The organism is uncultured Kordia sp., assembly GCF_947489565.1.
Taxonomy (GTDB): Bacteria; Bacteroidota; Bacteroidia; order Flavobacteriales; family Flavobacteriaceae; genus Kordia.
On the sequence record NZ_CANLEA010000013.1, the window covers coordinates 139,148 to 150,753 of the forward strand.

Genomic DNA, 11,606 nt, shown 5'->3' on the forward strand with positions numbered 1-11,606 from the left:
CGTCTACCTAAGTAAAAAAATATATGAGTTCATTTGACACACTTCACAATAATTACGAGCACAATTTTATAAAATACAATGCAGGATTTTTAAAAGCTATGTTTGGCACTGCTGATGTAACTCCTTTCTGGATCGCAGATATGGATTTTAAAGTAGCACCAGCAATTACGGAAGCATTGCAAAAAATAGTAGATCGAGAAATATATGCATACGAATTTCCTACACATAAAGTCTTTGCTGCAATTTCCGATTGGTTTTTAAAAAGGCATGCATTGCAACTAGATAAAAAAGCATTCATTCAAGTAACGGGCGTACTTACAGGAATTGCGGTACTTATTAGAGAGTTAACCAATGAAGGTGATGGAATTATGATTCAAACACCTGTATATCATCAGTTTGCTAATATCATAAAAACCTCTAACCGAAAGGTAGTGAACAATCCATTAAAAATTGTCAATGGAAAGTACCAAATGGATTTCAAAGATGTAGAAGAAAAAATAAAATCTGAACATGTAAAAATCATATTGCTTTGCAATCCGCACAATCCAGTTGGACGTGTTTGGAGCAAAGAAGAATTGCAAAAACTTGTTGCTTTGGCCAATGAATACAATGTAACAATCATTAGTGATGAAATACATGCAGATATTGTGTTTGATGCTGCTACATTTACAAGCATTGCTTCCTTAGATCAAGCAAAGCATATTACCATCATTGGTTCACCAGCAAAAACATTTGGAATGCAAGGTATTGCTAATGGATATTTGTACATTAAAAACGAAGAAGTCCATCAGAAAATCAAAAAAGCAGTCACTTCTTTATATCTCGATCATGGAAATGCATTGTCTGCTTATGCAACTATTGCTGCGTATACCAATGGACAAGAATGGTTGGATGAATTGCTAGTGTATTTACAAAAGACCATTGATTGGATTCACGATTTTCTGCAAACAGAACTTCCACAAATACAGTTGTTTACTCCAGAAGGAACCTATCAAATATGGTTGGATGTAAGTGGATTGAATCTTTCGGAAGAAGCGCTCAAAGAGTTGTTTTTTCACAAAGCAAAACTAGCTTTTACGCCAGGTTCTTGGTTTGATGCAAATCATTCACAGTATATGCGCATGAACATTGCTTCGCCATTGTCTGTCATAAAAGATGCTTTTCAGCAACTTAAAACGGTGATAGATTAAACATAAAAACTAAAAAACTGCATCATTTTTTTGAATCTTCGTCTTATCAGGTAGAAACAAATGTTTAATATTAAAACCTGACAAAAATGAACTTTAAAAAGAAATCACTCGCAAGCGCTTTCGTATTAATTCTAGGATTAATATTTAGTACAACGGCCATTGCGCAAACTTCATGTTGTGGAAATGACAAAAAAGACAAAACTGCGTGTACAACAGCACATAAAGATGGTGAAAAAGCGTCTTGTGATACCAAAAATGTAAGCGCAGAAGCAACTTCTGGTTGTTTGCCTTCCAGTTGTCGTGGTGCAAAAACCAAATTCGGAGAAGCCAAAGTAATTTCAAATTTACGTAGCAATATGATAGCACTTAAAGCAAAAATGGAGCAATCGACAACACCAAAATTTGCAGCACGTTCGTATGATATTCATGATATTGTTGGCAATTCGGATGCAGAAAGCTTAGCAATTCTTATCAGAGAATTACAGCTGATGGAAAAAGAATTTGCGCTTAAAACAAGTTTTGAACCAACTGTTTTGACAATTCCTGAAAGCAAAGCAAAACAAGTTCAGTATCTACAAAAACGTGTATCGACACTTACAAAATTCTTATAATTCATTTCCCTACATAATTCATTGAGTACGAGAAGTCTTTTTTTCGTACTCAATTTACAATTCATCATTTCCATATGAACTTTCGAAAAATAGTAAGTCTTTCCATAGGATTTAGCTTTGTAATACTATTAATCACAGGCATACTCTCATACTTTCAGGTATATTCTAGAAGTACCGCAACTTTGCATACCGTTTTTGGAATTTTATTTTCAATAGGAATTCTATGGCATTTAAAAAATAATTTTAGATCCTTAAAAATATATTTAAAAAGTAAAATTTTAGTCTTCATTGTCTGTATAGGATTCGCCTTTTTTCTTGCTGTGTATTATCAAATTGTTCCGTTCAACATATTAATGGATTATGGAGCAACACAAAAAGCGACTACCAAGAAGGAATTGAATCGTTCTATGTATGAAGTGTTAGAAATGAATACTATACATGATTTAAAACTTTCTATTGATGTATTACGTTCTGAGCACTATTGGCATCCACAAATGGCCATTTGGATTGAAGATAAAAATGGCAACTATGTAGAAACCTTGTTTGTCTCAAAAGCAACGGCAAAAGGATTGTTTTTTGGTGGACGAAGTAAGGATAATTTTAAAGATTTTGACGAAAAGAAAGATGCTTCGGGCGATTACAGACGTGTAAATGCCTTGCCTGTTTGGTCACACAAACGAAATGTAAAATATGCAGATGGATTGTATGTGCCACCGAGCAATAATCCATTGCCAGACGCAATAAGTGGGGAAACTTTTACAGATAATTTTCAACTCATTACTTCTACAAAAGAGCGTTCAGAATTTATTTTAAAAATAGAAATCAATGTCGCTTTTGACGATAATGAATCCTATTCGGCATACGACTTTCCGGATGATGAAACGTTTCACAATGGTACAGGACAATTGGGACAACCATCAATTATATTTGAAGCACGTATTGATATGAATGATGAAAAAAGCTACTATTTAATGGATTTAATAGGTCATGGACACCATTCTGGACAAAATGGAATCATATATTCAGATGTAAGTTCCTTAACTACAGCAAAGAAGATTATAGAACGCATTGTGATTGGCGTAAAAAGTTAATTTTTTAAATATTAATACAATTCAAATGGATTTGTGATAAAATCAAAATAGAAGAGAAGTGGGGAAAAATAATCTCTAAGAAATGAAAACAAGATTGTACTTTTGCCTTTTAGAAATTGTACATGAAACCAATCTCATCAAAAGTACTCATCATTTTGGCATTTTTTGCCATTTACATCATTTGGGGAAGCACGTATTTATGGAATAAAATTGCTGTGACGGAATTACCAGCATTTTTCCTAGCTTCTGTCCGTTTTTTGTGCGCAAGTGTCTTAATATTTGCGATTGCTTTGATTTCTGGTAAAAAAATAGGAATCACCAAAAGACAACTCAAAAATTCAATATTTGTAGCGTTTCTATTTATGGTTTCTGGAAACGGACTTTTTGTTTGGGCATTGAAATATGTAGACAGTGGTTTTGCTGCATTATTGGCATCTACACAACCATTATTTGTATTATTATTGATGCGTTTGATTGATAATAAAAAGATGAAACTCAAATCGATTATCGGAGTTGTTTTTGGAATCTTAGGAATGTACTTATTGGTCAGTCAACAAGAATTGGTTACCGATGAAGATACACTGAAAGGAATTCTACTTATTTTCTTATGTGTTATTGGTTGGAGTTATGCTAGTGTATTTGTTTCCAAAGCAGATTTACCTAAAAACCATTTGGTAAGTACTGGATATCAGATGGGAATAGCATTTTTCATGCTAACCATCGTGAGTTTTTCTTTAGGAGAACAATGGACATCGCCGTTCGCATGGAGTTCCGAAGTACAATGGTCTATGTTCTTACTCATCATTTTAGGGAGTTTAGTAGCATTTACTGCGTTTAATTACCTTTTAAAACAAGTTTCTACGGAAAAAGTAGCTACTTCATCCTATGTAAATCCAGTGGTAGCTTTATTTCTTGGTTGGTGGATTTTGGATGAAGCATTAACCACACAATCATTGATTGCAGCAAGTATTTTGTTGGTTGGCGTGTATTTTATTACGTCAAAAAAGTAATCGAAAACAAATTTTAGTGTTTTCACTTTTTTATTGAGAGACCATATAAAAAACCAATACCAAAAGCTATAAGCGCCGGAATTTTAATCACAGAAATGATTTCAATACCATCTTGAAAAGGAATCATAAATAAACTTGGTATGGTCAGAAATATAACCACAATGGCTCGTATAATGAGTAAACCAAACGATCGAGATATATCAATTGCCCAATCCCAAGCATACATTCCTGCAAGTGCTGTATAAATAATAACAGAAACAACAAAAGCAAAAATAATTCCTGTAAGTAGTGCGTTAGGTATAGTTTTCATGATGTGCTGATTTTTAAATAAAAGTAAGATACAAATTACAAATAAATTATACCTAACCATAGGTATAATTAGCATGCTACATAAAGCTATCCATTAGACTACTCATTTTCAAGTTTTATTCACTTTCTAATGTCTTCAATCAAACTCTTTATTTTTAGATTGTTTAGTTAACATCTAAATATACACTTGCTTTCACTTTAAAATATCTCTTGCAAAATAAGTTGTAATAATCTAGTATAAAACACTTTACTAAATAAATAATTCCATTCACTAAAGAAAAAAGGCTGCCCAATCATTTTTTTTCTAATTGCATTTCACAACAGCAATATTTGTCACATATTAATTCTGAGAATTCTCATTTAGAGTTTAATTAAATCGTTATAAATAATTAAAAACTAACCAAATATGGCTGAATTACAAACATTTAAAATTCCATACCAAAGAGAGCATTTGAATGGTGAAGGAATCAATTTACTCACAGGGCAACCCAAAGGAAGATTTGCAATAGAAGTAGATACATTTGAACTTCTCAAACGGATGAGTCCGGGAGAATTACAGCAGCTTCATGAATTAGTCGAATCTGAATCTGAATACAAATCAGTACAAGAAGCAAGTTTAGATATCAAAGCTTCCAAATATTCAATGAAAGTTTCCGCTGGATTCAAATTAATGCTAAATCAATCAATTACAGAGCGAATAGTCATTGCAACAAGTATTGGAGACATGCCCTCAGGAGAAGAAATTTTTGATGCAACGAAACTTAAATTATCTACCGAAGCACTGAATTTATTGCAAACTAATATCGATCGATTTGTTGAAACCTATGGCACACATTTTATTGGCGGATATATTATGGGAGCCACTTTTGACTCATACATCGCTTTTAAATTTGATTCTTCTACAGATATATTGAAAATCAAATCAAAGTTGAAAGCTGGATTTAATAAAGCAAAAAAATCTGTTTCAGGAAAAGCGAGTCATAGTCTAGAACTAGAAGAAGTCTACAATAAAACTGAAATTAGAGGACAATTCACAGCAACGGGCATTACGGGAACTATGAATATCAGTAGCATAGAAGAAGTAAGTGAAAAGTTTGGTGAATTCTCTGAAAACGCAGAAACCAGTGAGACAAGAATACTAACGATATGTTATCCATACACATTATTGGAAGAAGTACAAGCTGTTTTGAACGACAAAGCAAAACCATTGATTTCTACTTTTGATTATGGCTTAATTGAAAATATATGTTTAGAGTATAGAGACCTTGAAAGAGCACGCACAAAAATTTCTTCATACAATCATATTGCAGATACGAAAGGCAAATACTTAAAAAAAGTGAATCGCAAATACATTGAAAAGCTAGTTGATGAAATTGGAAAAATAAAAGAGATTACTCCAAAAGAACTTGCGAATCCTTCATCAGATTTATTGGAAGCAATAGGAGAAAATTCCAGAGCATCCGTATTAATAGACGAATGGGAAACAGCATTTAAAAACGAATATCAAAATATTATTTAATCTTAAAATCAAATTAAAATGGCAGAAGCACAAAACTTTACAATCGCAGTAAAAAATCACACATCAATGAATTTTCTTCCAGGAGAAGAAAAAATGGAATACGGAGGTGTTTATAGAAAAAACACCATTAAAAAAAGAACAGCTACATCCACTGTATTTTACGCAAGAGGTGATAGAGATGCAGCAGCAGGAACTGAAGGAACATTAACCTATACGAGTGAAGATGGTACAGCATCTATTACTTTTAAATGGGATATTCCTTGGGGATTTGGAGATGATAAACTAGATGTACAAGCTTTTGGTGATATCAAATTAGAACAAACATCTTGGAGAGGCGATGATGTATTACGTAAAGTCGTTGAAGTTATTATCTATGATGATATACCTTTATTGTAGCATTTAAAATTAACGATGGAATGAGCAGGAATTAAGACAAGTTCCTGCTTTTTTATGGTTAGGATTGATTCAGCAGTAAATACTATTGAAAAATAAAAAAAGCCTTCGTTAGAAGGCTTGGGCGATATTCAACTAACTAAGTCAAAAAATCAACTTAATTACATATATAACAACTCAAAAGACATTTACCCTAACAAATAAGTAATGATTGCGAATTAAATAATTAAAAACTAGGGAAATATGGATTCCCGTAGTATTTTAAATAATGAATAGTTTAAATTAGTGTGATTATTAATTGTTTAACTCTTTTGACAAAACCTATGATTATGAACACTATTGATACATGGTACGATTGGGAAGAACTTGTTTTAGAAAAAAACGAAATTTCCTTAAGTTCTGAACAAGTAATTATTTTAAATAATGGTTTTGGTGTCAGTGAGGATTTATTTTTTGGGATAGGTACTACTAGTTGGGATAAAAAGAAAAGAAAAGTAATACTCAAAAATTTAAAAATTGAAAGATCTACAAAAGTAAGCTGTTACCAACACTTAAAATTATATAGGATTTCTGATGAAAACCAACTCAAATTAGTGCTTTTGCCTAATAATTATAAAGAGTATCTCATGAATCAAGTAAGTTATGTATTAGACGATACAAACAAGCCTATTTATGGTGCTTCAAAGATACATATTCCAATACTGAGAGATGAAAATGACATTATGATATACCTACGGTTTTTCTTTTATAATGTTGCTGGCAGACATGGTAAATTTTACGTTTTAAATAGTCCAGAAGAAGTCATTCCTCTTATGGAAATTTCTATTAAAAAAGGGAATCTAGATATCAAGAGAGATGTAAAGAAGGAAGAGAAACAATTAGAAGATTATAGTAAGAATAAAGATCAGAATGATTTTAAAATAAAATGTAAGGGTTTAACTAATTATGAACAAGATGAAATAGCGATTGAAAATTTATATATGGTTTTTAAAGGTTCTTTATTTAAAGCTGATGCTACGATTAACAGAAAAGATGGGGTTGTATCCTTGAAAAATGAAAAGTTAGTAGTTGAATTTTATTCCGTATGAAAAGATGAAAAACACATTTATTAATTTTTTAGATGAAATCTCGTTTTTTAAGAGTCATTCTAGCGAAAAATTAGCTAGAAAACTTGAACATAATGAATTGCAATTAGGTGAAAAACATATTCAAGAACTTGAATTGACCAATGCAGAATGTTTATTGCTAAAAAATGGGGTTTCAACAGGAATCGTAATTTGTAATCACAATACTGACAACATCATAAGATCAGAAATTTTAAACTGGTTTTTGAGACTGCCCGAAAATTATCTAGATAAGTTTAAAATTGGCAAACTTACTATTAGTAATGCCCATATCATAAGTATGGTCAACCACTTCCATTATTTAAAAAATGATTATGATTTAAAAGATATTTCAAAAGTTATTCGTCGTGATTTTGCATTAGATGTGTCTAATAGAGTTATTACAGTCGATTTATCTTTTAATAACTGTTATTTTCATGGAGGTATTGATATCAGTAATGCAACATTAAAAAGCATGACCATAGATTCTTGTGTTATTGGAGTTGGAAGTGATAAAGAAGACTTTTTTTACAGCAATCTTACTATAAAATCTAGTATTTATGGCTGTTTGACTAAAATAACTGGAAACCTTCATATTTCCGATTCTCAAAACTTTTATAACTACGGACTTAACAATAAAGAATCAAATATACACGGAACTATTTATCTTCCTCATATTGAGGTTGCTGGAATTTTCAAAGTTTATGAAATAATATTGAGTCATAACTTAACATTATCATTTAGTAAATGCAAAATTTTCTCAGTACATGATATTATATGTTTAAAAGCTACTATTAGTCTTTTATATGGACGTTTTAACAATGTATATTTTCATAACTCCAAATTTATTTGTGATTTAGAAAAAATGACTGAAGAGGATGATATTGTTACCATTGAAGGTCAAGGTTTGGAAGCCGATTATTTTAATTTTAGAACAGACTGTTTTAACATTGGAGTCATAAGTCTTGATCATATTAGCATACACAAAGCAATTACATTTACGGAGTCCATTTTAATAGCTCCAACTGCCATTGATCCACAATCTAATATTGATCATACAATGTCTTTACGAGGAGCAAAAATTTCTGATCTAAGCTTTAGTAAAAACTTGATTAATTTAGGCGAAATTGATATAAGTGAATCAGAAATCTCAAGTGTTTTTGTGAATAGGTCAAAATTGGTAAATTATAATAGTGCCAAAAAATATGGTATCGCACTAGATTTGAGCAATGCAATTATTAATAAATCAATTAATTTTATTAATAAAAAAGAGACCGTAAAAGCAAAAGAACAAAACCAATACAACTATGATGCTATCATAGCTTCTTTAGAAGAAGTTTCTAAAATTTATAAAGGAGAAGATTTTACAGGAAAAAGTCAGACTTCTCAGGAATCAAAAGGGCTCGCATCATATTTAATCAATCCACAAGAAATAGAAGCACTAAAATTAGTAAAGGAAATCGAGGAACTAGTACACGATGACATCATGAATGTAGGACTTCCTAAAGCTTTAAAAGAAAATGATGTAGATTATGACCATGAGGCTCAAAACCTATTTGTAGGCGAAGTGACAATGTCAAGTACACAAATATCTGGACAAGTTGATTTTGCAGGATCATTGTTTTATTGTCCAATTAATGATGAAAACAATATGAAAGCCATCAACTTAAGATATTTAAAAGTTGATGGAACCCTATTTTTGAATGATTTAACAATAAAAAATAAAGACTATTATTTTAGAACTATTGGTGAAGTTGATTTACACATGGCAAACACTACACAACTTTTTGTAAATCCAGTTCGTGGTAGATATGCAGATACTAAATGGTATTTAACGGGTTTTCAATATGAATCTATTCATTGGAATAAAAAGAATAAAGATGTGTTATCTTCATTAAAATGGTTCGAATTCAATCGTGAGGATTCAAATTACAGACAACCTTATGAGCAATTAGCCAAAGCAATTAATAATTCTGGAGATGATAGTAAAGCAAAAGAAGTCATAATTAGAGGAAGATTAAAAACGTATAAAAATCCTTTAGAATATGCATTGTTTTTTATTTTAATTGCGCTTTCTAAAATTGGTATTCCTGCGTGGAAATCCTTTTTTGTATTAATCTTAATTTTTATTTCTGGAAGTATCTATAATAATCATGCTCATACACAAGGTGGATTTACGGCTAATGATACCTCTTATGAAATAGAATTCAGCCCAAACATTTATACATTTAATAATATGATGCCTGTTAGCTTTTCTGAAACTAACTTTTCTCCGAATGGAAAAGATATATTATTTGTAAGTACAGAAACATTTAACCTTTGGCACAAAATTATCAGTACCATATTTCTTACGATGTTTGTTATAGGAATTGCAAAAGTGACCAAGAAATGACAATAACTTCCGAAAGCCCTATCGATTCTTAAGGAACTCAATGTTTTCCTTATAGGAAGCACCAATCGGAATTTCCATACCACCAATTAATACGACATCTTTAGATGTTAATGAAGTTATTTTTTGTGAATTAATAATGTACGAACGATGCACTCTCAAAAAAATGGACGGTAACTTTTGAACAAAAGAACTTATTTTATCTTTTGTAATAATTGTGTCATTTTCCGTATGAATTCTGACATAATCTTTAATACTGTCAATAAACAGCATGTCCGCAAACGCTATTCTAATCATTCTTTTGTTTGAATTCACAAAGATATAATCTACGGTTTCTGATGTTTCTGATGGTAAGCCAGCGTTTTGTTGAGAAACCGTCTGTAATGCTTTGTATTTGTTGATCGATTTATAAAATCGGATAAAAGATATAGGCTTCAACAAATAATCAATAATGTCCAATTCATAGCCTTCCAACGCATATTCTCTGTAAGCTGTGGTCAATATTACTTTTGGTTGAATCGCTGTGTTTTTTATAAACTCAATTCCAGTAACGACCGGCATTTGAATGTCTAAGAATAAAAGATCCACACTAGAATTTTCAAGGAAATGTCCAGCGGAAATTGAGTTGTCAAATGTTGCTACAAGTTCAAGATCGGGTACTTTCATAATATGATTCTCCAGCACTTTAATAGCCAGCGGTTCATCATCAACAACCATACATTTTATACTCATATTACTTTAAATTGATATTTAATACGATCTGAAAATCAGTATCAGTTTTCGTGCTTTTCAGATCATAACTGTTTTTATAATTTAATTCTAACTGTCTTTTCGAATTAGAAAAACCAATTCCAGAATGCGGTTCATTTTCGTTATCACCTTGTGTGCTTGGCGGAAGCGTATTAAAAACCTTAAAACAAAGTCGCTCCTCATTGGTCGTTAAGTCAATTTTAATTATGGAATTGTTCAAATTATTACTCGCACCATGTTTAAAAGCATTCTCTACAAATGAGATCAAAATCAAAGGAGCAATCATTACTTTAGCATCATGAAGATGATACTTAAAATCCAATGTCAACTTATTACCATAACGTAACGATTCCAAATCAATATAATCCTGTATAAAGGTAATTTCTTTTTTCAATTCTACTTTAGGATCTTTACACTGATACAGCATATAATCTAACATATCTGACAGTTTTAAAACAACTTCAGGCGCTTTATCAGAAGCTTCTAATGTTAACGAATACAGATTATTTAAGGTGTTAAACAAAAAATGCGGATTTATCTGTGCTTTTAAAAACTTAAGTTCAGTATTTACTTTTTCTTTCTGTAATACTTCTAATTGATGACGTTCCTCAAAACGATCTTTGAATGCTTTAATCATAAATAATAAAAATACAAACACATATACTGGCGGAAAATATACGACTGCCAAATGAAAAGGATCTGTTATGATGTCTGCCAAACTTTTGTAATGGTAATATTTAGGAACAAAAATTTCCGTCAAATTCATACTAAAAAGCTTGGTAAGTACTAAAAATACATAGGCTGATATCAAAAAGGAAAGTCCAAACTTGAGATATTTCTTTTTAAATAAAAGCTTAGGAACTTGATAATAAACTAAAAAATAACTGGCTGCTAATTGTCCTGGTAAATACGCAAAAGAACTGATCAACGTTTTTTTGACACTTCCATCATTTAAGGCTGCTAAAATCGGTAAACTGATAAACATCACAAACCAGAAAAGTATGTGTGAAGCGACTCTATGCTGAAGAATCCAATCGATGAAATTTTTTCTTTTGATCATACGATATAAATATATAAAATATGAATACAGCGATGCTTTAAAAAAGACGAATCTTCATCATCGATTGCCCAAATTGTACTTCTTGCGGATAAAAAAAAGCTTCTGTAGCTAACAGGTTTATATCTGTTAGAAATTAGCATTGGTCTATTTTGCAATTTCTCTTTGAAGCGAATCCATAGGT

At 31.2% G+C, this 11,606-nt stretch carries 11 protein-coding genes; 8 read left to right on the forward strand and 3 right to left on the reverse strand.

The features are described from left to right. Positions 1-23: 23 nt before the first annotated feature. From Q0845_RS18020 to Q0845_RS18035, 4 genes are all read left to right on the forward strand, one after another. Positions 24-1,190 (forward strand): MalY/PatB family protein, encoded by a 1,167-nt coding sequence (locus Q0845_RS18020; protein WP_298516195.1) that lies wholly within the window; start codon positions 24-26, stop codon positions 1,188-1,190. An 86-nt stretch (positions 1,191-1,276) separates the two neighbouring features. Beyond that, complete coding sequence (locus Q0845_RS18025; RefSeq protein ID WP_298516197.1) at positions 1,277-1,801, forward strand: hypothetical protein; 525 nt, start codon at positions 1,277-1,279, stop codon at positions 1,799-1,801. 74 nt (positions 1,802-1,875) lie between these two features. Further along, positions 1,876-2,892 (forward strand): hypothetical protein, encoded by a 1,017-nt coding sequence (locus tag Q0845_RS18030; RefSeq protein WP_298516198.1) that lies wholly within the window; start codon positions 1,876-1,878, stop codon positions 2,890-2,892. Between the two features lie 122 nt (positions 2,893-3,014). Next, positions 3,015-3,902 (forward strand): EamA family transporter, encoded by an 888-nt coding sequence (locus tag Q0845_RS18035; protein WP_298516200.1) that lies wholly within the window; start codon positions 3,015-3,017, stop codon positions 3,900-3,902. A gap of 22 nt (positions 3,903-3,924) precedes the next feature. Here Q0845_RS18035 and Q0845_RS18040 read toward each other — a convergent pair whose 3' ends face one another. Next, positions 3,925-4,212, reverse strand: coding sequence for a hypothetical protein (locus Q0845_RS18040; protein ID WP_298516202.1), 288 nt, complete (start codon positions 4,210-4,212; stop codon positions 3,925-3,927). A 405-nt stretch (positions 4,213-4,617) separates the two neighbouring features. On the opposite strand from Q0845_RS18040, the gene Q0845_RS18045 reads away from it, so the two are divergent. The 4 genes from Q0845_RS18045 to Q0845_RS18060 all read left to right on the forward strand — a co-directional run bounded on the left by Q0845_RS18045 (position 4,618) and on the right by Q0845_RS18060 (position 9,618). Further along, a complete protein-coding gene (locus Q0845_RS18045; RefSeq protein ID WP_298516204.1) occupies positions 4,618-5,730 on the forward strand; it encodes an MAC/perforin domain-containing protein in 1,113 nt (370 codons plus the stop codon). Between the two features lie 18 nt (positions 5,731-5,748). After that, positions 5,749-6,126, forward strand: coding sequence for an aegerolysin family protein (locus Q0845_RS18050; protein WP_298516206.1), 378 nt, complete (start codon positions 5,749-5,751; stop codon positions 6,124-6,126). Between the two features lie 326 nt (positions 6,127-6,452). Beyond that, the gene (locus tag Q0845_RS18055; protein ID WP_298516208.1) at positions 6,453-7,211 is read left to right on the forward strand and encodes a hypothetical protein; all 759 of its coding nucleotides are present in this window, start codon (positions 6,453-6,455) and stop codon (positions 7,209-7,211) included. Positions 7,212-7,215: 4 nt separating this feature from the next. Next, positions 7,216-9,618, forward strand: a complete 2,403-nt coding sequence (locus Q0845_RS18060) for a hypothetical protein (protein WP_298516210.1) — start codon at positions 7,216-7,218, stop codon at positions 9,616-9,618. 18 nt (positions 9,619-9,636) lie between these two features. Here Q0845_RS18060 and Q0845_RS18065 read toward each other — a convergent pair whose 3' ends face one another. Next, positions 9,637-10,347, reverse strand: coding sequence for a LytTR family DNA-binding domain-containing protein (locus tag Q0845_RS18065; RefSeq protein ID WP_298516212.1), 711 nt, complete (start codon positions 10,345-10,347; stop codon positions 9,637-9,639). 1 nt (position 10,348) lies between these two features. Then, positions 10,349-11,425, reverse strand: a complete 1,077-nt coding sequence (locus tag Q0845_RS18070; RefSeq protein ID WP_298516214.1) for a sensor histidine kinase — start codon at positions 11,423-11,425, stop codon at positions 10,349-10,351. Between the last annotated feature and the right edge of the window lie 181 nt (positions 11,426-11,606).